This window comes from Streptomyces sp. NPDC103540 (assembly GCF_055584445.1).
Window position 1 is genome coordinate 89,091 of sequence record NZ_JBVJMA010000013.1, and the last position, 21,441, is coordinate 110,531.

Annotated in this window: 21 protein-coding genes; 12 read left to right on the forward strand and 9 right to left on the reverse strand. The window is 73.8% G+C overall.

All coding sequences use genetic code 11. The features are described 5' to 3' along the window. Window positions 1–49 precede the first annotated feature (49 nt). The gene (locus ACZ6ZI_RS28735) at window positions 50–1,546 is read right to left on the reverse strand and encodes a DUF4246 domain-containing protein (RefSeq protein ID WP_469525482.1); all 1,497 of its coding nucleotides are present in this window, start codon (window positions 1,544–1,546) and stop codon (window positions 50–52) included. 456 nt (window positions 1,547–2,002) lie between these two features. Between ACZ6ZI_RS28735 and ACZ6ZI_RS28740 the strand changes: the two genes are divergently transcribed. After that, complete coding sequence (locus ACZ6ZI_RS28740; protein ID WP_469525483.1) at window positions 2,003–3,790, forward strand: acyl-CoA dehydrogenase family protein; 1,788 nt, start codon at window positions 2,003–2,005, stop codon at window positions 3,788–3,790. A 44-nt stretch (window positions 3,791–3,834) separates the two neighbouring features. Here the strand turns inward: ACZ6ZI_RS28740 and ACZ6ZI_RS28745 are convergent, their stop codons facing one another. Together ACZ6ZI_RS28745 and ACZ6ZI_RS28750 are read right to left on the reverse strand one after the other, a co-directional pair. Then, entirely contained in the window at window positions 3,835–4,731 is an 897-nt protein-coding gene (locus ACZ6ZI_RS28745; RefSeq protein WP_469525486.1) for a hypothetical protein, read from the reverse strand. Further along, on the reverse strand, window positions 4,728–5,741 hold the full coding sequence (locus ACZ6ZI_RS28750; RefSeq protein ID WP_363059266.1) for an SPFH domain-containing protein: 1,014 nt from the start codon (window positions 5,739–5,741) through the stop codon (window positions 4,728–4,730). Before ACZ6ZI_RS28750 ends, ACZ6ZI_RS28745 begins: the two co-directional genes overlap by 4 nt. A gap of 261 nt (window positions 5,742–6,002) precedes the next feature. Here ACZ6ZI_RS28750 and ACZ6ZI_RS28755 point away from each other — a divergent pair, with 261 nt between their 5' ends. Then, window positions 6,003–7,073 (forward strand): restriction endonuclease, encoded by a 1,071-nt coding sequence (locus ACZ6ZI_RS28755; RefSeq protein ID WP_469525487.1) that lies wholly within the window; start codon window positions 6,003–6,005, stop codon window positions 7,071–7,073. Window positions 7,074–7,116: 43 nt separating this feature from the next. Here the strand turns inward: ACZ6ZI_RS28755 and ACZ6ZI_RS28760 are convergent, their stop codons facing one another. From ACZ6ZI_RS28760 to ACZ6ZI_RS28770, 3 genes are all read right to left on the reverse strand, one after another. Further along, complete coding sequence (locus ACZ6ZI_RS28760; protein WP_469525489.1) at window positions 7,117–7,296, reverse strand: DUF6480 family protein; 180 nt, start codon at window positions 7,294–7,296, stop codon at window positions 7,117–7,119. Between the two features lie 130 nt (window positions 7,297–7,426). Continuing rightward, window positions 7,427–8,008 (reverse strand): fasciclin domain-containing protein, encoded by a 582-nt coding sequence (locus ACZ6ZI_RS28765; RefSeq protein ID WP_469525491.1) that lies wholly within the window; start codon window positions 8,006–8,008, stop codon window positions 7,427–7,429. A 180-nt stretch (window positions 8,009–8,188) separates the two neighbouring features. Next, window positions 8,189–9,100: an NAD-dependent epimerase/dehydratase family protein gene (locus ACZ6ZI_RS28770; protein WP_469525493.1), complete on the reverse strand. Its 912-nt coding sequence runs from the start codon at window positions 9,098–9,100 to the stop codon at window positions 8,189–8,191. Window positions 9,101–9,251: 151 nt separating this feature from the next. Here ACZ6ZI_RS28770 and ACZ6ZI_RS28775 point away from each other — a divergent pair, with 151 nt between their 5' ends. Next, entirely contained in the window at window positions 9,252–9,455 is a 204-nt protein-coding gene (locus ACZ6ZI_RS28775) for a hypothetical protein (RefSeq protein ID WP_469525497.1), read from the forward strand. Between the two features lie 45 nt (window positions 9,456–9,500). Here the strand turns inward: ACZ6ZI_RS28775 and ACZ6ZI_RS28780 are convergent, their stop codons facing one another. Then, the gene (locus ACZ6ZI_RS28780) at window positions 9,501–10,181 is read right to left on the reverse strand and encodes a hypothetical protein (RefSeq protein WP_469525498.1); all 681 of its coding nucleotides are present in this window, start codon (window positions 10,179–10,181) and stop codon (window positions 9,501–9,503) included. Between the two features lie 111 nt (window positions 10,182–10,292). On the opposite strand from ACZ6ZI_RS28780, the gene ACZ6ZI_RS28785 reads away from it, so the two are divergent. The 9 genes from ACZ6ZI_RS28785 to ACZ6ZI_RS28825 all read left to right on the forward strand — a co-directional run bounded on the left by ACZ6ZI_RS28785 (window position 10,293) and on the right by ACZ6ZI_RS28825 (window position 19,375). Next, entirely contained in the window at window positions 10,293–10,949 is a 657-nt protein-coding gene (locus ACZ6ZI_RS28785) for a maleylpyruvate isomerase N-terminal domain-containing protein (RefSeq protein ID WP_469525500.1), read from the forward strand. Between the two features lie 95 nt (window positions 10,950–11,044). Then, entirely contained in the window at window positions 11,045–11,932 is an 888-nt protein-coding gene (locus ACZ6ZI_RS28790) for a hypothetical protein (RefSeq protein WP_469525503.1), read from the forward strand. A gap of 107 nt (window positions 11,933–12,039) precedes the next feature. Then, a complete protein-coding gene (locus ACZ6ZI_RS28795; protein ID WP_469525505.1) occupies window positions 12,040–12,267 on the forward strand; it encodes a hypothetical protein in 228 nt (75 codons plus the stop codon). A gap of 399 nt (window positions 12,268–12,666) precedes the next feature. Then, entirely contained in the window at window positions 12,667–13,710 is a 1,044-nt protein-coding gene (locus tag ACZ6ZI_RS28800) for a BtrH N-terminal domain-containing protein (protein ID WP_469525508.1), read from the forward strand. Window positions 13,711–13,918: 208 nt separating this feature from the next. Then, complete coding sequence (locus ACZ6ZI_RS28805; RefSeq protein ID WP_469525510.1) at window positions 13,919–14,452, forward strand: hypothetical protein; 534 nt, start codon at window positions 13,919–13,921, stop codon at window positions 14,450–14,452. Next, window positions 14,449–15,372, forward strand: a complete 924-nt coding sequence (locus ACZ6ZI_RS28810) for a hypothetical protein (protein ID WP_469525513.1) — start codon at window positions 14,449–14,451, stop codon at window positions 15,370–15,372. Before ACZ6ZI_RS28805 ends, ACZ6ZI_RS28810 begins: the two co-directional genes overlap by 4 nt. A 43-nt stretch (window positions 15,373–15,415) precedes the next feature. Further along, the gene (locus tag ACZ6ZI_RS28815; RefSeq protein ID WP_469525515.1) at window positions 15,416–16,390 is read left to right on the forward strand and encodes a hypothetical protein; all 975 of its coding nucleotides are present in this window, start codon (window positions 15,416–15,418) and stop codon (window positions 16,388–16,390) included. Then, on the forward strand, window positions 16,387–19,077 hold the full coding sequence (locus ACZ6ZI_RS28820) for a CHAT domain-containing protein (RefSeq protein ID WP_469525517.1): 2,691 nt from the start codon (window positions 16,387–16,389) through the stop codon (window positions 19,075–19,077). The genes ACZ6ZI_RS28815 and ACZ6ZI_RS28820 overlap by 4 nt, the downstream gene beginning before the upstream one ends. Window positions 19,078–19,120: 43 nt before the next feature. Beyond that, a complete protein-coding gene (locus ACZ6ZI_RS28825) occupies window positions 19,121–19,375 on the forward strand; it encodes a hypothetical protein (protein WP_469525519.1) in 255 nt (84 codons plus the stop codon). A 13-nt stretch (window positions 19,376–19,388) separates the two neighbouring features. On the opposite strand, the gene ACZ6ZI_RS28830 is transcribed toward ACZ6ZI_RS28825, so the two are convergent. Beyond that, window positions 19,389–20,462, reverse strand: coding sequence for a hypothetical protein (locus ACZ6ZI_RS28830; protein ID WP_469525522.1), 1,074 nt, complete (start codon window positions 20,460–20,462; stop codon window positions 19,389–19,391). 36 nt (window positions 20,463–20,498) lie between these two features. Continuing rightward, window positions 20,499–21,356, reverse strand: coding sequence for an RCC1 domain-containing protein (locus tag ACZ6ZI_RS28835; protein ID WP_469525524.1), 858 nt, complete (start codon window positions 21,354–21,356; stop codon window positions 20,499–20,501). Window positions 21,357–21,441 lie beyond the last annotated feature (85 nt).

Here is a 21,441-nt window from a genome sequence, read left to right on the forward strand (position 1 = left end):
CCGCCGCCGAACGCCCACCGGCGCACCCGAGGGCCGGCCTGTGCCGGGCTCAGTGCTCGCAGAGGGAGAACTCCCGCTCGTAGAGCTGCTCGTTGTGCTCGTCGACGAAGAACTTCCGCTCCCGCATGAGCTCCTCGCGGAACTCCTTCGCCTGCGCGAGCGTCATCGTCGAGGTGTCGGACCACGGCTGCTGCGGCGGCACGTCGGAGGTCGAGACGATCCGCTCGGACGGGTCGACGAGGAAGAAGGCGAGGATCTTGCGGTGCCCCGGGCGGGTGGCGTCCGCGAGGCGGAACGGGCTGACGCGGTGTTGCAGGACGTTCGGGAACGCCAGGCAGCGGCCGGCCGGTGTCGACGCCGACCCCAGTTCCTGGTTCAGCGCGTCCTCGTCCTCCAGGCCGTACACCTCGAGCAGACCGTCGCCGTCGTTCTGCTCGTAGTCCGGATCATCGAGCGCCGTCCGGAACCCGAGCCGGCTCTCGGTGATGTTCTCGCTGTCCCAGTAGTAGATGCCGGTCGAGACGATCCGCTCGTTCAGCATCCCCTCCACGTGCCAGGAACCGCCCCGGTACTCGGGCCGGTCCGGGGTGAGGTGCAGGGTGGCGAGCTTGACGATGACCTGGAGCCGACGGCCGCGCAGGTCGACGCGGGCGGAGGCGTCCGGCGACCCGGGCGGGGTGAAGTCGGGGGCGTCGGGGACGACCGGGCTGCGGTTCTCCCACCAGTCGTCCCACGCGCGCCGGGCCTCCTCGTAGGCCTCGTCGTCACCGGAGGAGGACTTCCGCGGATACGGCGGCTCGTCCGCGTACCAGCCGTAGGGATCGACCTCGACCCGGGGCGGTCGGGGGTGGCGCAGATCGGTGAGGACGTTCTCCAGCAGCGGGCGCATGCGGGCGAACAGGTCCGCCAGCACGGGCACCAGCTCGCGGTGCGTCTCGGGGTGGACGTTGTTGACGTAGGAACGGAAGGCGACGGCGCCGTCCTCGCTGACGTCGACGTCCGTGGGCAGCCACTGGAACCGCTCCGAGAACTCGTACTTCGAGTAGCGGTCCGTCGGGTTGCGCCAAGCCTCCTCGTGCGCCCCGCTCACCTCTCTCACCAGGCAGAACAGCGAGGGGTGGACCAGGTCCAGCACCTGGCCGTCCGAGCCGGGGTGCCAGTCCCGTTCGGCCTCGGGGACCTCCTCCAGCACCCGGACCGCCTCGCCCAGCCGGGACCTGAGGTCGTCGTCGATCAGGGTGTCGGACTGCCACACCCCGTCCACGGCGGACACCTCGATGCCGGTCCTCGCGTCCCGCAGGGCGGCGTAGTGCGCGAGCTCGGCGAGTACGTAGCGCACCTGCGCCTCGGTCATGCCCTGGGCGACCGCCTCGCGCGTCCACCGGGCGACGATCTCGGGATCGTTCATCTTGTCGAACCAGCCCGGCTTCGCCCGAAGGTGCGCGCTGCACCGCATCATCTCGAGTTCGCGCAGGGTGCGGGGTTTCGCGAGCGGTATGGAACGGGACGCGTGGAAGGGCAGGGGGAAGGCGGACAGGCCGGTCATGTTCCTCGGTTCTCCCGGTCGGTGTGCGATGGCCGGAAGGATACGACAGCCCACCGACACCGCCGACGCGGCCGCGACCCCCGTTCGGGGTCGCCCCTCGCGCCTCGCGCCTCGCCTCTCGCGCCTTGCCCCTCGGACCCCCGCGAATCGGTCGACCCGCGGTCGAGGGGCGAGGCAGACGACGGCCGGGCGCCCCGTCGGGCTCCGGCGCCGCGGGCCGGTCCCGGGCGGGGCCGAGGCCCGTCACGAAGCCGTCCGCCGGCTCGAACCGCAGGTCGGAGACCCGGCGGCGAGGGGCGCAAGTCGGCCACGGCGGATGCGCGGACCGGATGGCCGTCCGCCGGCTCGAACCGCAGGTCGGAGACCCGGCGGCGAGGGGCGCAAGTCGGCCACGGCGGATGCGCGGACCGGATGCGCGAAGCCACTGTCCGCTCAGCGGACGCATACACTCGCGCCATGTCTTCCATGATCGTCAACTCTGCCGAGCCGGAACCCGCCTTAGCCGGTGTGCTCACCCGCCACCTGTTCGCCGACGACCCGCACAAGGCCCACCGGCGCTGGCGGGAGCTCTTCGCGTGGCCCGCGTTCGCCCCGGACGCCACCGCGGGCCACACCGCGCCCGCCGAGCGGGCCTACGCGCGACTGCGCCGGGTCAACGAGGCGGTGCCCGACCCCCTCGGCCTGGCCCGTGACATCCGCGAACTCGCCGCGCTGCACGAGTGGGCGGCCGTCGTCGACGGCGCCCTGACCACCGTCGCGGGCATCCACTACAACCTCTTCCTCGGAAGCCTCGCCGACCACGCCCCCGACCCGGGACGGGACCTCGACGACCTGCTGGCCATGCGGCGCGTCGGAACCTTCCTCTGCACCGAGGTCGACCACGGCAACGACGCCGCCGCCCTGGAGACGACCCTCGTCCACCGCCCCGCGAGCGACGACTTCGTCCTGCACACCCCGCACCCGGGCGCCCGCAAGTTCATGCCCAACACCTCCCTCACGGGCGGCCCCAAGAGCGCCGTCGTCGCGGCCCGCCTGCTCTCGGACGGCCGGGACCACGGGGTCTTCCTGGCCCTGGTCCCGCTCTCAGACCGGGACGGACACCTCCCCGGCGTCACCGTCACCCCCCTGCCCGCCCGCACGGGATCCCCCGTCGACCACTGCCTGACCTCCTTCGACCAGGTCGTGCTGCCCCGTACCGCTCTGCTCGAAGGCGCACAGGGAACCCTCCTGCGGGACGGGAGCCTGAAGTCGGACGTCGGCAACAAGAGGAAACGATTCCTCGCCGCGATCGGCCGGGTCACCGAAGGCAAGCTCTGCATGACCGGCGCGGCCGTCGGCGCCACCCGGGCGGCCCTCGCCATCGCCGTCGGGTACGCCGACCGGCGCCGGGTCGGCGGATTCAGGCCGGCGGGCGCCCAGGTGCCCCTCTCGGCGCTGCGCAGCCACCAGGACCGACTGACCCGCGCCGTCGCCACCGGCTACGGCCTGACCTTCCTGCACCGCTCCGCGGTCCGTGCCTGGGCCGGCCGGACCCCGGAGGACAGCGACGCGGCGGCACGACACGCCGCGGTCGCCAAGGCGTGGATCACCTGGCGCGCCCGGGAGGTCCTCGTCGAATGCCGCGAACGCTGCGGCGCCCAGGGCCTGCTGGCGGGCACCGCGCTCTCCGGCTACCCGCTCGACATCGAAGGCACCATCACCGCGGAGGGCGACAACCTCCCCATCTGGGTCAAGTCGGCCGCGGACCTCGTCTTCGACCGCGACCCCGAGCTGTACGACGCCCCGTGCGAGGACCCCCTCCACGACCTCCGCGCACTGCGCGACGCCCTCGCCGCGGACGAGGTCCGACTGCGCCGGCGCGCCGCCCGGGCGCTGCGCTCGGGCCCCGCCCGCGACCCGCTGGCCCGCTGGAACGGCGCCACCCCGGCCGCCCTGGACCTCGTCGGCGCCCATGCCGAACGGCTGGCCGCCGACGCGTTCCTGGCCGCCGTGGAGGCCGCCGCCGAGGACCACGTCCCCACGGCCCGACTGCTGCGCCGGCTCTGTCGGCTGTTCCTCCTCGAACTGCTCGCACCGCGCGCGGGCGCCCTCGTGGCCCTGGGGGTGTGGGACACCGATACCCTGTCGCGCCTGCCGGACGTCCGGGACCGGCTCACCGGTGAGCTGGGCCCCCATCTCGCGCTGCTCACCGAGGCGTTCGACGTACCGGAGTCCGTCCGCGCCGGAGTGCCGGTCACCCACTGACCGCGCACATCCCTCCCGGTGCGCCCGGAGCCCGACCGGGGCGCTCACGTCAGCAGGCGCAGTGACGTCCCCGCGACGCCCAGCCGCACGCTCTGGCCCCAGGTCAGGTGCACGGCGTCGGCCTCCATCCCGTCGCCGAAGACGACGATCCGGTCCGACTCGACGGTCAGCCGCAGCCCCTGCCCCGCTTCCAGCCGGCCGGCGACCCGGGAGGTTCCGGTCGCCGGCGAGGGCCAGGCCTCGCGTACGAACCACAGGAGCCCCCGTTCGCACGGCGCGGGCAAGGACGCGGTGGCACCGCGCTCCAGCCACAGGGAGCGCAGCCAACCGGTGGCGCCGGTGCCGGTGCCGACGAGCACCCCGGAGGAGGCCTGGGCCTCGCCCGCGCCCTGCTCGCCGTCGGGCCCCAGACGGTAGCGGGCCGTCTGGTGGCCGGGCGAGCCCAGGTAGATCTCGTTCAGGGCGAGAAGCCGCTGGGTGTCGTCGGCGACGGCCTCGACCATGGTCAGGTCGTCCGTACGGCCCCCCGCCGACGCGGCGCGCAGGAGGGCGGCCGTGTCGGCGGACCGGTGACGGACCAGGACGCCGGGGTTGCGTCCCGGTTCGGTGTCGATGCCGACGACGGGCTGCCCGGACAGGTACTTCGCGGTGTTGGCGACCAGCCCGTCCTGGCCGACCACGACCACGACGTCCTCCGGGGCGAACAGGAAGCGGTCGAGGTCCGCCCTCTCCACCCGGGAGCTCCGCCAGGTCAGAGGTACCGCCGCGGTCACCTCCCGCAGCGCCTGTCGGGTCCGTTCGTGACGGGCGACGACCTCGTCGATCGAGCGGCCCCGACTGGAGAGGAAGAACGCGGCCTGCCCGTGCGTCCCGTGCCGGTCCATCAGTTCCTCGTACTCGGTCCTGCGGTGCACGAGCACCGCCCGCGGGGCCAGGCTCACGCGTCCGACCCGGGGTCCGGGCGCCCGAGCCTGCCGAGGAGACCGGTCAGGACGTCGGGGGAGAGCGTGATGCTGTCGACCCGCGGCAGGTTCTCCGCCAGCCGCGTCGCGGCCAGGGCGTACAGGGTGGCCGAGCCGGTCTCGCCGTGCACCCGCAGCCAGGCGGCCTGGGCCTCGGCCCGCGCCGAGCCGGTCTCGCGTGCCGCCTCGGCGTCCGCGCGGGCCAACCGGACCTTGCGGGCCGCCTCGGCCTCCGTGCGCACGCTGTCGGCCGCGGCCTTCTCCTCCGCCTCGCGCCGGGAGTTGATGCCGCGCTGCTCGACCAACTGCTCCTCGCGCCGGGCCAGTTCGATCTGGCTCGCCAGCTCGTTCTCGGCGATCGCGCGCTCGCGCTCGACGGCCACGGCCCGCCGTTCGTACGTGGCCCGGTCCGCCTCCTGCTGGATCTGCTCGCGGGCCGGTGTCCGCAGGGCCCGCTCCACCTCCGCCTCGGGGCGGATGGCGACGACGCGTACGGTCACCACCTCGATGCCGGTGGCCGGGAGCCGCGGCTCGTCGGCGAGACCGCTCGCCACGCTCTGCCGTACGGAGGCGACGCCGTCCACCAGCGCGCCGGCCAGGGGGGTCCGGGCCAGCACGTCGAGCGTGTGCTGTTGCGCGGTCTCCGTGAGGAGCGTGGAGATCTGTTCCAGGGGCGCGCCGCGCCAGCTCCCGGTGTCCGGGTCGATGGAGAAGTCGAGCCGGCCCGCGGCCTCGGCCGGGTCGCTGATCCGGTAGGTGACGGTCGCCTGCACGGTGACGTCCTGGAAGTCGGCCGTACGGGCGTGGAAGGCCATGGCCAGTTCCCGGTCGTCGACGGGGACCTCGGACAGCGCCGCCGACAGCGATCGGTACCAGAAGCTGAGTCCGCGTCCGTCATGGGCGAGCCGTCCGCGCTTGTGGTGGCGGATGTGGGCGGTGGGCGCGGAGCGCAGGTGGCGCCAGCCGAAGCGCCGCGTGATGTCGGCCATGAGGAGGACCCCTTTCATTTCGTCAGCATGACGATAAGCGGAATCCTTCGATATCGTCAAGGGGACGAAAAGGGCGAGGGGTCACGAGGGGCGAGAAGGACGGCGACCCCGACGACTCCCCGGACGCCTGACCGCGCCCACCGCCGCCGGCCGACCCCCGAGCCCTCGACCACGCCGGCCCGGCCGGGCCGGTTCCCGCGCCTGACGCACCTTCACCTACGCTCTTCCTGGCATGGCACGACCCTGGGGAGGGAACTCATTGTGACCGGGTACATCACGCGGCGGACCACGGGACGGAACGGGACCGGGGCCGGGGCCGGGGCCGGGGCCGCGGACCTCTTCGCGGCGCAGGACGTCTTTCCCGGCATGGAGTCGGGAGCCGCGGGCATCCGACAGCGCCTGTCGATCGTCAAGGCGAACCTCATCGGCCTGCCCGCCGTCCTCCAACGGCACGAGAAGACCATCTCCCGGCCGCCGCACCCCGAGGCGCCGGAACTCGACCGCGTACGGTTCGAAGTGGCCCTCCTGGACGACGTCGAGCGGATCGCCGGTGACCTCACCCGCTTCGCGGGCGCCGTGCGCGACGCCGTCACGGACGTGCTCGCCCTGGAACCGCCCTCGCTGCGCCGCGAACAGGAGGCCGAGCGCCTGCTGTGCGTCCTGAAGGGACGGGCCTTCGAGGACTCGGTCTGGTGGGCGAGGACGGGCGAGTTCTCCACGACGTTCAAGAACGCCTCCGACCCGCTGCTGAGGGCCGGTGACGGTCTGCATTTCGCGCCGACCCCCCTCTTCGTCCGGCAGTACGTCGAGCACGCCGCGCTCGTGCGGGTCCTGCACCGTGATGTCCGGGACCGCTGTGAGGCCCTTCGGGGTGTGGTCACGGACGCGCTGGAGGGGCCGCTCCTGAACGAACCCGCCGGGCTGTCGATGGACCGGGTCGACGCCTTGGACCACAAGGCGTTCGAGCGACTCGTCGCCGACCTCCTGGACCGCGACGGCTACCGGATCGTCCGGTCCGGTGGTGGCTCCGGCGACGAGGGGGTCGACGTCCTCGCGGTCGATTCGCTCGGCCACCACATCGCCGTCCAGTGCAAACACTTCACCGGCGGTGACGGCCGCGTCGGGCAGCCGGTCGTGCAGCATCTCGTCGGCGGATCCCATCCGCCCCGGACGCTGCCGATCGTCGTGACCAACGGACGGTTCGTCGGCGGGGCGAGGCGGTGGGCGAGCGGCAGCGACAGGGCCCGCCTGATCGACCGGGACACGCTCAGGTCGTGGAGCGAGGACGGGCAGCCCCTGAGCGACGTCCTGCGGGCCGCCGCGGAGAAGTAGCGGCCGCCCCTTCCGGGAACAGGTCCCGCGGGGGCGGCGTTCCTCACCAGCCCCAGATCCGGGCGATGAAGAACGCCGCGATCATCAGTGATCCCAGCACGATGGGGACGAGGAACGCCCGCGGGTGTTCCCACATCCCTCCGTCCGCGCGTTCGCGGTGAGCCGATCCGATCGAGCCTTCCGCCGGCGGCGTCTCACCCGGAGGTACCTTCGGTGTCGACATGGCTTCTCCCGATGGGGACGATTCCGATGTTCCCGATGTTCCCGATGTCCCCGTGCACACCAGCTTGACCGGGCGAGGGCCGATGCGGGAACGCGCGTCGTTCCCGCATCGATCGGGGCCGGGGCCGGGGTCACTTCGGCATCAGGACGGTGTCGATGAGGTGCACGGTGGCGTTGGACGTGGCCACGTCCCCGCAGACGATCGTGGCCGCGCCGTCGACCTTGTAGGAGTCGCCCGATCCGGCGGTGGTGAGCGTGCCGCCCTCCAGCGTCTTGAACGACCCGTCGGCGAGGTCTCCCTTGTCGACCGTCCGGTCCACCACGTGGTAGGTCAGGATCTTCGTGAGCTTGGCCTTGTCCGCCAGTACCTTGTCCAGGTCCGCCTTGGGGATCTTCGCGAACGCCTCGTCGGTCGGCGCGAAGAGGGTGATGCCCTTCGCGTTGTTCAGGGTGTCCACGAGTCCCGCCTGTCGGGCGGCGGACACCAGCGTGGACAGTGCGGGGTTGTGCGAGGCCGCGGTGGCGACCGGTTCCCCCGCCATGGCGGGGAAGCTGCCCGCGCCCTGCTTCGGGACGGCCGCACAACCGGAACCGAACGGCTCGTCGCCCTGCCCCGCCCAGGCCTGCGGGGCGAAGACCCCGAGGGACAGGGGAAGGGCCACGGCCGCGAACGCCGCCGCCGTGCGACGGCCGCACGTACGTGAGATGTTCATGATGCGCTCCTTCCGCGGAGCCGATCTCCACCGGCGTGGGGAGCGCGACTCGACGGTGCTCTCACCGAACCTTCGGCCCGGCCCGGGCCCGCGGATGAGGCGACCCCCACTCGCATCGTTCGCGCGTCGGTGTCCGGCACCGGCACCGGCACGGGCACAGGCACGGCCACGGACCCCGGCTCAGGCGACGCCCATGCCCGCCCGGTGGTCGCGGTGGCGCGGGGTCCAACCGAGTTCCCGGGCCGCCTTCGCCCCCGACACCCGCAGCCGGGTGTCCAGCATGAGCGCCCCCAGGTACGGGACCATCGTCCGCAGCGCCCACCCGGGCAGCCGCACCGTGCGGCCACCGGTCGCCGTCGCACGCGCCGCGGCGAGCTCGCCCCACGTCGAGGGCCGGTCGTCGACGATGTTGTACGCCTCGCCCGCCCGCCCGTGTTCCAGCGCCGCGACGGTGGCCGAGGCGGCGTCCTCCACGTGGATCCACGGCACGACGCCGCCCCCACCCACCGGAACGGGGACGCCCCTGCTCCCCGGAGTCGGGTCGAACCAGGTCCCGGGGCCGTGGAACACCCCGTAGCGCAGGGCGCAGCCCGCCACGTGCCGGGCCTCGAAGAGTCGGCCCTCGGCCTCCGACAGGCCGGTGACCACGTGGTCGGCGATGGTGCCGCCGCGCACCCCGAAGGGGTCCTCCTCGGTGAGGAAACGGTCGCCGTGGTCGCGGTATCCGTAGCCGAGCACGAGGGACTGCGTGAGGAAGCGGGCGGCGCCGACCGCGCCCGCCGCCTCCAGCAGGTTCGTGGTGCCGCGTGCGCGGAGCACGTTGCTCGGATCGTCCGCGGTCAGCTTGCGCTTGGGCGACTTGAGCGCGGTCAACTGGTGGATCACCGCGTCGGCCGAGACACCGTCGAGGGCGCGCAGCAGACCGTCCCGATCGAGCGCGTCCGCCCGGACGGGCTCGGCGCCGAGCCCGCGCACGATCGCCGCGGACCCCTCGCCGCGGGCGAGCGCCAGCACCTGGTGCCCACCGTCGAGCAGCGCCCGGGTCAGCGGTCGGCCGATGGCACCGGTGGCGCCGGCGAGCAGGACTCTCATCGTCTTCCTCCTGGAATGGGGTACGAACAGGGGACAGCCCGGACGCCCCGAACGTGACAGGAGCGGGCCGGCCCCGCCCGTGATCCGCGTCACGTGGCCCCGTAGCCTGGTGTCCGTACTGCCGGTGCCGGTGCTGTTCCCGAGGAGCCCGATGGACGAGTTCGAGAAGCGCGAGTGGCCCGAGTTGGACGGCGCGGACGTGGACGAGGCGGTGCGTCGGATCACGGACGAGTGCCCGGGCGTCCGGGTACAGGTCGTGCCCTCCGGCGCCCTGGTGACGATGGAGTACGACGAGGGCCGGGTCAGGGTCCGCACGGCGGACGGCAGGGTCGAGGGCGTTCCGCGCCGGGGTTGAGCGCGGACCGGCACGGGCCGCCGTCCGGGGTCGGGCGGTGGGACGTCAGCACTGCCAGAGGAAGGCCGCCTCGCCACACGGGACGCACGCGAAGGCGTAGGCGCGGCCCGTGCCGAAGTTCATGGCGGTGAGGGGGTCGGGCCCCTCCTGGAGTTGGACGACCGACCGCATCGGCTCGGCGCAGTCCGGACAGGCGGGGGTCCGGTCGCATTGGAGCCAGGCCGGCGGGCCGCCCAACCGCCCCAGGACGTCGTTGCGGGGCCGACCGGTCCGGGCCGCCCACGCGGCGCACGCGGCGTCGTAGTCCGCCTCGGCGGCCTCGTACGGCTCGACGGCGTGGGTCGCTCCGAGGAACAGCTTCTCGACGTCGACCTCGCCGCCGGCGGGCCCGCCCCGGGGTCGCGCGAGCCGGCGCAGCCCCCGCGCCGGCAGGAGCAGCGCGGCGTTGGCGCCGGAGTCGGCGCTCCAGTCCCGGCACACGCCGAGGCGGTTCTGGCAGGCGAACAACGCCAGGACGTACGCGTACGCCCGCCGTCGCCGCCGGCCGCCCCCGGCCAGGACCGAACCGGCCCCGTCCAGGCGGAACTGGGCGAGGAACCTCAGCGGGCCACCGCATTCGGCACAGGTCGGCCACGCCGTCCCGGGCGGGGCCAGTGGCAGGCCGCCGATTCGGGTGACCGCGGCTCCCGGTGCGCCCGGGCCGGCGTACGTGATCAGCGTCGTCATGCCGCCCGACCGTAGGGCACCGCCACGAGCAGGCGCGGCGATGCCCGCACCTCTCGCCGCACTGATCGAAAAGCAGACGGCGGATCGCTCCTCTCGGGGTACGGTCCTGCCATGCTCCGATCAACCGATAGCGCCGTCTCCCGACCGCCCGTCACCGCGGACGACCTCGACCTCGCCGTGGGACTCGCCGTGACGGCCCTGCGCGAGGCGCCACCGGCGGCATGGGAGGGCAAAGCCGGCTCGCTGGAATGGGACTGCTGGGAAACCGTCGAGCACCTCAGCGACGACCTCTTCGCCTACGCCGCCCAACTGGGCCCCAAGTCACCGCCCCTGGACGGCGACGTGCCGTTCGTGTGGGAGCCCCGGCGGCCCGGCGGCCCGGCGAACGCCATCCACGCGAACCGAGCGGCCGGTCCCGCCGGCCTGCTCCAGGTCCTGGAGGCGAGCGGCGCGCTGCTCGTCGCCATGGTGCGCACGACGCCCGACCGTACCCGCGCGCACCACGTCTTCGGCAACTCCGACCCCGAGGGATTCGCCGCGATGGGGATCGTGGAGACCCTGGTGCACACGTACGACCTGGCGCAGGGGCTCGGTCTCGCGTGGAACCCGCCGGCCGACCTGTGCGCGCGGACGCTCGCCCGGCTGTTCCCGCACGCGCCGTCGTCGACGGCTCCCTGGCCGACCCTCCTGTGGGCGACCGGACGCGGCGAACTCCCGGGCCACGCGCGTCTCACGACCTGGCGCTGGGACGGCACCCCGCCGGAGTAGCGGGCCGGGGCGCCGGCGACACGTTTCGACACGATTTCGACGCGGCGACGAACGGCGGTCCCACCGCCGGCCGCGCACGGGCAGGGGAGGACAGGATGACCGGCGAGTTGTTGCACACCGACTGGGTCGAGACGGAGTCCGAGGACGGTGGACACCGGGCGCTGACGCGCCTGGAGGTGCGGATTCCCGACGGAGAGGGGCGTACGTACGTCACCTGCGCGCTGGTCAGGAAGACGTACGTCGTGGAAGACGGCGTGGCTCGGCGGGAGATGCGCTACACGCTCCGCCTCGACGGGTTCGACCCGGACCGGTGGTGCGACTTCGAGATCGTTCCGGCGAGCGGGCAACCGCCGATCCGCAGCTTCTTCGAGTCGAACGGCGTGCCGACCGAGGCGCTCGACGGCGCTGTGTTCCGTGGGCATCAAGGGCTCGACGACGGCGGATACACCGTCCGGATCACGGAGGGAAGGACGACCGGCTGGGTGAGCGGGACGGGGCGGCGGGTCACGCTGCCGGTACCGCTCCACGAACTCGCCTTCACCGTCGTGGGATCCGCCCGGCCGGCGGCGAGCGCGCCGCCCGCCGTCCCGTCGGCCGAGCGCCCCTCCATGGAGCTCCCCGACGTCGACTGGCGCGACCAAGGCGCGGCCGAGGCGGCGTGGGACGCCTACCTGCGCGGGAACGCCATCCTCCCGGACCACTTCGGGATCCGCTCCCCGAGGCACCTCATGAGGCACCAGCGCGAGACCGCCCTGAGGATCCTCAGGAGCGAGGGTCACGTCATCCCCCCGACCCCGCCGCGGGCCGACGGGCCGCGGTCCGAGCTCGACGACTGGGGCGGAGCGTGGATGCCGGCCGACCTCCACCTCGCGCTCGACGCCGTGCCGGCGGAATCCGCGCGACGCGCCTGGCGCGAGGGGGCGCGGGAAGCCCTCGACATCGCGGAGGAGATGTACCACCTCTGGACCACGGACGTCTTCTGACCGCCGCCGCCGCCCCGCCTGCCGGTGCGCGACTGCATCCTTTGGCCTACCGCGAGTTCGGCCTTGCGGAGGACGATCTCGCGGCGCCGGCGCGAGAGGCTTGGTCCGTGCGAAAGACCATCGGATACACCGTCGAGAGCATCGGCTACGTCATAGGGGCCCAGGGGCTCGTCAGCTTCGTTTCGCGGACCTTCTTCGGCACGGAGTGGGGCTGGATCCACAAGATCGTCGACCTCCCGCCCGCCGCCTACCTCGGCATCGTCGCCGTAGGACTCACGCTCGTCGTCACCGGCGTGAAGACCCGCAACGCCCCCGAACACCGGGAGGCCCTCTGACGGCCCCACAGTGGCCGGACGCACCGGAAGCCGGCCTGCACGGCGAGTCCGAGCAGGCCGGGGTGACGCTCCTCCTCGGCACGCGCACCCGCGCGTTCGACGAACCCGCGGAGGAGCACACCGTTTCTCCTCCACGTCCGCGGGAACGACGGCTCCCGGGCACGGGGCCGCTACGCGTACCGGCTTGCCGGACAGGCGGTACTCGCTCTCGTCGGGCCCGCCACGGCGTGCTGAGGCCGCCGGGCGCCCTCGGGCCGGACCGGCACGCCCCGTTGTGCTGCCCGGGTGTCCGATCAAGGAAGTCACCGCCGTGCATCGGCACGTGTGCTCGCGCACCGCGATCCCGTGCCCCGCGGGGACTCGGCCCCGGCGGGCGCGCGAGGGAGCACAATGAGCGGCATGACCATGGTGGAGGGCGTCGACGCCCGCGGAGCGCTGCACTGCGAGACGACCGCGCTCGGCGTGCTGCTGCGCCACGAGGGCATCGACCTTTCCGAGCCCATGATCTTCGGCCTCGGCTCCGGGCTGTCCTTCGTCTACTGGGACGCCAAGGGCATGGACTTCCCCTTCCTGGGAGGCCGGGTCAAGCCCTTCGAGCTCACCAGGAACCTGGCCGGAGCGCTCGGGCTCGAACTGCTCGTCGCGCAGACCACCTCCCCGGGCAAGGCATGGCGCAACGTGACCGCGCCCATCGACGCCGGCCGACCGGTCGGCCTCCAGCTCGACAGTTACCACCTGGACTACTTCGACACCCGGGCGCACTTCGGCGGGCACGTCGTGGCGATGTACGGCTACGACGCGCGGGACGCCTACCTGGTGGACACCGAGCAGCAGGGCGGAGCCGTCACGACGGGCCTCGCGTCCCTGGCCCGGGCGAGGGCCGAGCGCGGTCCGATGACGGCCAGGCACCGCTCCTTCACCCTCACGGCGCCCGGCGCCCTCGCGTCGCCGCACGAGCGGATCCTGCCCGCCATCGCGCACTGCGCCGAGGCCTTCCTGAACCCGCCCATCGCGAACCTGGGCCACCGAGGCATCGAGAAGACCGCCGAGCGGGTACCGAAGTGGCTGCGGCGCAGCGACGATCCGAGGCGGGACCTGTCACGGACCGCCCTGCTCATGGAGCGGGCGGGTACGGGCGGCGCCCTGTTCCGCAACCTCTACCGGGACTTCCTCGCCGAGTGCGCCCAGCTGGTCGACAGCGACCGCCTGCGCACCGGCCACCGGCTGTACGCAGAGGCCGCGACCCTGTGGACCGAGGTGGCCGCGCTCGTCGAGGCGGCGGGCGCGTCCGGGGACGCCGGCCCCCTGGTCGACGCCGGCTCCCGTCTCCGTGAACTCGCGCGCGTCGAACGCGAGGCGATGGGGGCCCTCAGGGAGCTCTGGCGTCATTCCGGCAGGTGGAGCGGCCGGCGTCTTCCGCGTGGGGAACAAGCCCTCGCTTGAACGCCGCATGTCATATTTTCGCATGGGTGTATTTCCCGCCCTCCGGCATCGATTGCCGGCCTTGTCGGCCGGGTAGAGGGTCACCTGCGCGGCGGCGTTCCGAGGGGGGAGGCCGCCCGTGGGTCGGGGTTCGGGGGACAGCGCGGGCGACATGCCGGTATCGGATCCGTCGAGGCCTCCCGGCCGAGGTCTCCGAGACGGGGGAACCATGAGCGAACCGAGCGAACCGAGCGAACCGAGCGAACCGCGTGAGTCGGCCGAAGAGACCGCGGTGACCGCGGCGAGCGAGTCGAGTGAGCCCGGCGAGTCCAGCGAGTCCGGTGAACTGGTCCATATCGCAAGCCTGTTGAGGGGGTCGCTGGCGCACCTCGTCGAGGCCGGGACGGTGACCGAGGACGAGGCGGCCGCCCTGGACGCGGACCTGGCCCGGCTGATCGCCGACGAACGGGAGCCGGAGCTCGTCGACGAGGAACTGACCGACCTGCTCGCGGCCAAGCCGGCCCTGCTCGACTGGGCGGCGGCCGTGCTGGCACACCCCGACCGGCTGCCGCCCGAGGTCGCGCGGGACGAGCCGGAGCGGGCGGGGGGCTACGAGCGGCCCGCCGGGGACGGCACCGGTGTCGAGGCGCAGCGCTACGCCTGCCCGGTCGCGGGTGACAAGGTCTGGTTCCGCATGCGCCTCTCCGATCCCGTACCCGAGTGCCGCACCCACGGCGTTCCGCTGGAACTGGTGACCACGTGATCGACACCATCGGCGAGACCGTCGTCGGCCATCTGGTCGACCGGGGAATGACCGTCCTCGGACCGCGCCTGGTGTTCTGGACCGGCGGAGGGCTCGCCTGGCTGTCCGCGCACGGCGGCCCCGACGAACTGAAACGGCTCGCCGACCTGGTGCAGGAGCTGCCCGTCCTCGCCGTGATCGTCCTCGTCGCGACGGTGTTCATCGGCGTGTACGCGAGCACCCTCCTGGTCCGCCTGCTGACCCGGCCCGTCCTGCGCCTGCTGCAGGGCTACGGACCCAAGCGCCTGCGCGCGGCCCGCACCGCCAAGCGGACCGCCCAGGTGGGCAAGTGGGAAGAGGAACGCCAGGAACTCGCCGGCCCCGTCCACGACGGCAGGGCCACCGCGCCGCAACGGGCCCGCTACGCCGCGTTGGACGCCCGGCTCAACCGCGACCCGGGCCGGGAGGAACTGCGCATGCCGACCCGCGTCGGCAACGTCCTGCGGACCGCCGAGACCCGCCCCCGGGACAAGTACGGCCTGGACGTCGTGGCGCTCTGGCCCCACCTGTGGCTGAGCCTGCCGGAAGAGGACCGCCTGGCGCTGGCCGAGGCCCGGGCGGCGCTCGACCGATCGGTCGCCACCGTGATCTGGGGGCTGGGCTTCGTCACGTTCGGCTGCTGGAACCCGTGGGCGATCCCCATCGGCCTCCTGCTCGCCCTGGCGACGCACCGGTGGTGGCTCCCCGGCCGCGCCGTCGTCTACGCCGACCTCCTCGAAGCGAGCGTGGACCTGCACCGGCACCTGCTCTACCGGCGGCTGCGGTGGCCCGTGCCGACCGACCCCGACGACGAGCGACGCGCCGGCGCCACGCTCACGACCTACCTGGTGCGCGGGTTGGCGGGGACCGACCCGACCTTCACCACCGAAGCCGCTTCCTGACCGCGTCGGACCACCCGTCGGACCACCCGCACAGGAGGAGCCGTTGAGCGCCGCCGACCACGTGATCAGCTGGGGGGAACGATGGAAGCGCGCCTCCTTCGCGGCCCTCTTCATCAACACCCGCGACCCCGAGTGGCTCGACCGGGCGATCGAAGCGGGACTCGGCGCCCATCAGCGGTCCGCGCGGGCGGGTCACGGCATGACCGCCGCCCGGTCGGCGCTGGACGTGGCCCGCCTGCTGCGTGACCGCAGCTACCTGAGGGTGGGGGCCGAGGCCGTGGAGGACCTCGACCTGGCCGAATCCCTGCTGACCTCCTCGCTCGACGCACTCGCCGAAGCCCCGCCCTACCGCAACGTGGCGTTGGTGGACCTCGGCGCCGTACGGGCCCGCCGCTACGAGCTGACCCTGGACCCCGAGGACCTGGACGCCGCCGAGGAGGCCTACGCCGAGGCGCTGGTCGACCCGGTCCTGACGCCGGTGAACCGGAGCATCTGCCTGGTCTCGATGGCCGACCTCAAGCACGAACTGTTCGAACGCCGGGGCCGGACCGAGGACCTCGACGGGGCCGTCTGGGCGGCCACCGAAGCCCTTGCCCTCGAAGAGACCACCCCCGAGCACCGCTTCGAGACCGGAGCCGTCCTTGCCGACGCCCTCGTGGACCGGGCGGAGGCCGTGGCCGCCGACGCGCACCTCGACCCGCAGGGCACCGAACACGCGGAGCGAGCGGTGAAGGGCCACCTGGACGCGGCGGTCACCCTCTTCGAGGAGCTGTTGACCCTCCCGCCCGAGCGGGACGTCAACCGCGAACTGCCCAGGCTGCGCGGCAACCTCGCCTACGCCCTGCGCGCACGCCATCTGCTGACGGGCGACCCCGAGGACCTGGATCGCCAGATCGAGCTCCTGGAGACCACCCTCGCCGAGGTGATCGCGCCGGGTGCCGCCGACCCGCCCGACGCCGCCACGGCGCTGAAGTGGATGAACGAACGCGACCGGCCCGCCGAAGGGGGCACCGCATGAGGATCCGTCGCCGCCGCCGACCGCCGGAACCCGCGATGATCCGGCTCCAACTCGCCGACGCCCTGCTGGAACGACGCGCCGGAGGCGACCGGGGCGCGGAGCCGGACGCGCCGCGCGGCGCGCGCCTGCTGGACGAGGTGGTCCACGATCCCGCCACCCCCTTCTTCCGGCTGCCCGAGGTGGCCTCCGTCGTGCTGTCCCGCTACGACTCGGTGTCGCCCCGCGACCGGCGCGGACGGCTCGCCGCCGGCACCATCACCGCACTGCGAGGCGCACTCCTGGCCGGCGTCGGCCTCCGGGGCGTCGAAGGCGTGGACCCGGCCGAACTGGACGGGTTCGAGGAGGCGCTGAGGCGGCGCATGAGCGACCTGGCGTCCGTACGGGCCATGGACTCCGGAGCCGATGTCGACCTGGAACGCGCGATCGTGCTGGGCGAAGGAGACCTCGCGCGGGCGGACGCCCCCGCCATCGCCCGCGAGAGGCTCGCGCAGCTGCTCCTCCTGCGCTCCGACCAGAACCGCAGCGCCGAGGACGCCACCACCGCCGTCGAACTGCTGGAGGCGTGCCTGCCCGTCGGACTGCGTACGGCTCTCGAACCCGGACGCCCCCTCACCGAGGACGAGGAACCCGCGACCACCGCGTCGGAGCACGACCCCCTGACCTCCGAGACCGCGCACACCGCGTTCGCCCTGGCCCATGCGCTGACCCAGCGCCACCGACTGCTGCGCGCCGACGCCGATCTGGCACGCGCCCGCTCGATGGTCACGGCCGTCCTGCGCCTGGCGGACGAGGCCGGCCTTCCCACCCCGGACCTGCGCGAGTCCGCGGCCCTGGTCCACGCCTCCGTGCCCGACGCGACGGGGATCCGCCTCGCCGGCGAACTCCTCGACGGGCTCGACACCCCGATGGCACGGCTGGCCCGCGCCATGATCGACGCACACCGAGACCGCACCACCCCCGACCCCTCCGCCCGATGGGACGCCCGCTCGACCCTCGCCGACCAACGGGCGCTGCCCGACCTGCCCCCGCTGCTCGCCGCCATGCTCGAAGCCGAACTGGGCAGGCTGGCCGTCCAGGACGAGGACTGGCCGACCGCGCTGACGATCTTCGAGTCCGCCCGGGAGAAGTTCCTCGACCTGTACGAGGCCCAGGCCCTGCCGGGCAGCCGCGAGTTCCTCCTCGGCCTGCGCGGCGGCTTCCCCGTGCTGCACGCCTACGCCCTGGCCCGCACCGGTCGGCCGGAGCTCGCCGTGGAGATCCTGGAGGAGGGCCGTGCGGTCCTGCTCCAGGAGGCCCTGCGCCTCGACCGCGCCGACCTCGGCGCCGTGTCCGACGAACCCGCCGAACGCTACCGTCGCGCCGCGGCGCGGGTGCGCACCCTCCTGGCCCGGCCGGCTGCCGGGCCGGCTGCCGGGCCGACGGTCCTGCCCGACGGAGCTCCGGACCCGGACCGGGCCTCGACGCCCGCGCGGGAGATGGACACGGCCCGCGCCGAACTCCGCTCCGCCGTCGACCTGGTACGCGCTCAACCGGGCGCCTCGCAATTCCTGCGGCCGACCGGCGCCGGCGAGGCCTTCCGCGCGGCGCGCTCCGCCGGCGGACCCCTGGTCCACCTGGCCGCCACCCCCGGCGGGGGCTACGCCCTGATCACCACCGACGCGCCGCGGCCCGCCGTCCGCTTCGTCGAACTGCCGAACCTGACCACCGAGGCCCTCCACGAGCTCACCGCGAGCTTCCTGGTGGCCCACCACGAACGGCGCGGCGAACCCGCGGCCTGGAAGCGCGCGTTGACCACCACCCTGGACTGGCTCGGCACCGCGGTCGTCGCCCCGCTCCTGGACGCCGTCGGCCCCGTCGAACACTGCGTGCTGGTACCGCTCGGCGCACTCGGCCTGCTCCCCGTCCACGCCGCCCGCCTGCCCGGCGGCGACCACGCCCTGGACCGGACGACGTTCTCCTACACCCCGGGCGCCGCCGCCTACAACGCGGCGCACCACCTGGCGTCGACGACCGTGCAGGACCGGCTGCTCGCCGTCGAAGACCAGGGACCGGACCCCGACCGGCGGCTGAGGTTCACCGGCGCCGAGATCGACGAGATCATCGGCCACTTCACGCCCGGAGCCCTGCGCCTTTCGCCCCCGACGGCGAACCGCGAAGCGGTCCTCGCCGCCCTGGCCGACCACCAGGTGATCCACCTTGCCTGCCACGGGGCAGTCGACTTCGAGGCGCCCCGCCGCAGCGGCATCCTCCTCGCCGACGACCGACTCACCGTCGGGGACCTGCTCGACGCCCCCCTCCGCGCCCGCCTCGTCGTGCTCTCGGCCTGCGAGACGGCCTTGGTCGGGCTGGACGCCCCCGACGAGGTCATCGGCCTGCCGGCGGGATTCCTCCAGGCGGGGGCGGCAGGCGTGATCTCCGCCCTGTGGGCCGTCGGCGACCAGGCGACCGCCCTGTTCGTCGCCCGCTTCTACCGGGAATGGCGTACGGAGGGTCTGCCGCCCGCCACCGCGTTGCGCCGCGCCCAGCGATGGCTGCGGGACGCGACCTACGCCGACCTGGCGGCCGCGTTCCCCGCGCTCCTGGCCGCTCCACCGGGGCTCTCGCGCCGTGAGCTGAGCCTGTGGGGGAGGGGACGGCCCTTCGCGTCGCCGCAGTGCTGGTCCGCCTTCGTGTACGTGGGAGCGTGAACCGCGTGGGCACGGCCGCGGGCCGGGGCGCTAGCGTGGGCCCATGACGCGATGGGAACCGGCGAGCCCGCCCGGCGGCGAGGAACCTCCTCTGTCCGCGCTGGAGATCACCGAGACGGAATGCAGACAGTGCGGAACGCTGATCGCCGGGTTGAACGGCAGATACGCCTGCCCGCTGTGCGGATGGGTGAACGATCACTCGGAGGGGCACGCCGCCCTGCCGACGGCCGAGGAGGATCCGGACCACCCGGCCCGCAGACCCCGTAGGGCGGCCCGACGCGGCGCCCCCTCACGGTAGCGGCGGGTCGGGCTCAGGCGAGGGCCCAGCGGTCGACCCGTCTGCCGCGCCGGGTGAGCCAGGTGCCGTCGTCGAGGGGGGTCACCGTGTGGCCGGCGCCCGGGTGCTCCGGGTAGTCGAGACGGCCGTGCGGGCGGAGGGTGTCCGCGTCGCACAGCCAGTGCGTGCCGCGCCCGCCCGCGTCGCCGGCGCGCGGGCCGACGCTCAGGATGAACCGCTCGGCGTCCAGCGGGTACGGATGCGTCAGGCTAGGGTTCCCCCGGTCGGCGAGCAGGTCCGCGATGTCGTACGCCGCCACGCGCGCGGACGTCTCGGTGTCGTACGCCGCCACCTCGTCGGCCTCCCGCGCCCCGCCGAAGCCCTCGGCCCGCCGCATGGTGAGCAGTCGGGTCGACCCCGGGAGGAAACCGGTGGCCTCCTCCAACGTCGTCCGGGCGAGGATCCGCGGCCCGTCGCCGTCGACCGCCATCCAGTAGGTGATCCAGCTGTCCCAGAAGTCCCAGCAGGACACGGCGATCCGGGACCCGTCCGGATGCCACACATGACCGGCGGTGAGCAGTACCGGGACGTCCAACGCCTGCCGGCCGACCACCTCACCGGTCGAGGTGTCGAGCAACAGCAGGACGTCCGCCCCGTACCGGCGCCCCTCGGGACCGTCGTCGACCCGCGCGGCGGGCAGGGCGGGATCGGTGACGAGCGTCGCCTTCACCACGGCCGCCAGCGACCCGTCCGGACTCACCGTCACGTCGCCCCGAACCCGGTCGCCGCGGATGCCGTCGGGCCAGATCCCCTCGGACAGTTCCCACCGGGTGCCGCCGTCCGGGGCCAGGCACCACACGCGGAACTCCCCGCAGAGCACGAAACCACCGTCGGGCGTGACCGTGCCCCGCGTCACCGACGGCAGTTCCACCCGCGACAGGGGACGCACGGCGCCCAGGGAGAGGAAGGTGTCGCGCCGGTGGACCTCCAGGCTCCGTCCCCGGTCCAGGAGGAGCCGGTCGCCGTCCATGGCGTGGATGACGCCCCTGGCGGCCCGCACCGTGGCGACGTGCTTCACGGCGACGCGCCGCGCCCTCGCATCCGTCATGTCATGATCCTGCCACACGTCCCGGCGGCGACCTCCTCACCGCCCGGGCGCGCGGACCGCGGACCAGCCGCCGACTTCGCACTGCCCCTGCGCGTTGTTCCCGGCGGCCACGACCCTGCCGTCGGCGCGCAGGCCGAGGGTGTGCGTCGAACCGGCCGCCACGGCGACGATCTCGCGCCAGTGGCCGACCTCGCACTGTCGGTGGCCGTTGTCCCCCACAGCGAGGACGCGCCCGGACGCGGTGACCCCGACGGAGTGGTGGCTGCCCGCGTCGAGCGCCACCACGTCCTCCCACTCCTCGACCTCGCACGCTCCGGTGCTCCGGTCCCCGGTCGCGACGGCCCGCCCGTCGGCCCCGAGGCCGACGGTGTGGAGATACCCGGCCGAGACGGAGACCAGGTCGCGCCACCCCTCGACCGCGCACTGGCCGCGACGGTCGTTCCCCACGGCCAGGGCGCGACCGTCCGCCCGGACACCGACCGAGTGCCAGTCACCACACGAGACGGCGACCATCTCGCGCCAGGACCGCACGTCACACGCCCCCTCGGCGCTCCGGCCGACCGCCGCCACGCGGCCGTTCGCGAGCAGCCCGAGCGTGCGCCGCCAGCCCGCCGCCACGGCCGTGACGTCCCGCCATCCGGCCACGTCACACTGCCCGTCGCCGTTCCACCCCGTCGCCAGGACCGTGCCGTCGGACCGCAGCCCCACGGTATGGGAACCGCCCGTGTTCCTCGCGGTGTGGACGTTGCCGGCCGCCACCGCGACCACGTCCTCCCACCGCTCGACACGGCATTCACCGGCCGCCCCGTGACCCACGGCGAGAACGGTTCCGTCCCCGCGCAGTCCGACCGAATGCCGTCTCCCGGCCGCCACCGCCGACGAGTTGGCGAGCACCGCGCCTCCTTGGTCCCGGCCGCGGGTTCGCGACACGGGGACGCCACCTTACGTCGGGTCGCGGACTCCCCCGGCGCAGAGCGGC